This is a genomic window from Paenibacillus sp. HGF5, assembly GCF_000204455.1.
GTDB classification, from domain to species: Bacteria; Bacillota; Bacilli; order Paenibacillales; family Paenibacillaceae; genus Paenibacillus_AQ; species Paenibacillus_AQ lautus_A.
Genome location: NZ_AEXS01000043.1, coordinates 1 through 779 on the forward strand (window position 1 = coordinate 1; position 779 = coordinate 779).

The 779-nt window shown below is 56.7% G+C and carries 1 protein-coding gene; it reads right to left on the reverse strand.

Features of this window, described 5'->3' with window-relative positions:
- Nucleotides 1-30 precede the first annotated feature (30 nt).
- The coding region (locus tag HMPREF9412_RS07525; RefSeq protein WP_009590825.1) for a DeoR/GlpR family DNA-binding transcription regulator at nucleotides 31-779 on the reverse strand (749 nt) is incomplete at its 5' end.

The window sequence follows — 779 nt, forward strand, 5'->3', positions numbered from 1 at the left end:
TTCCATGTTGATATGATCTAGCAGCTTGCTCTATACGGATTCGATTCGAAGACCCAGCGCCCGATAAGGCGCCGCTTCCTCTTCCGTCAATCTCCGGTCGGTGATGATCAGGTTCACTTCGGCGAGGTCGGCGACCTGCGCAAAAGCCTGCGTGCCGAATTTGCTGGCATCGGCAAGCAGAATGGTCTCATCCGTCATCCCGATCATTTTTTGCTTGATTCTCGCCTGCAGCTCATTGGATTCGCTCAAGCCCCTGTCCATGTGGACGCCCTTGCAGGAGAGGAAGGCTTTATCCACGTAGTAAGCTTCCAGCGAACGCTCCGCCAGCGGACCGACGAAGGACAAGGAGCGATGAGCCAAAATACCGCCCGTTGAGATGACCTGAACGCGCTCCTTGGTGCTCAGCTCAGCGGCCACCTTAATCGAATTCGTCAGCACGGTAATCGGAATGTCCGGTATGATCTTGGCCATGTACCACGCGGTTGAGCTTGCATCCAGCAGGATGCGGTCGTTCGGATGGATTCGCTTGACCGCTTCCTCCGCGATTCGCTGCTTCTCCAGCGCATGCATGATTTCCCGTTCAGCATACGGTATTTCCGGCTGAGACCGCTGAATTTCCGGTTGATCCTTCACGCTAACCGCTCCACCGTGGGAACGGCGCAGGCGCCCTGCTTGCTCCAGCCTGTCAAGGTCGCGGCGAATCGTTTCCTCCGTTACGCCGCAGAGCTGACTCAGCTCGGAGACGCGGATGCTCCCTCTTTCGTTGACCAACTGTACTA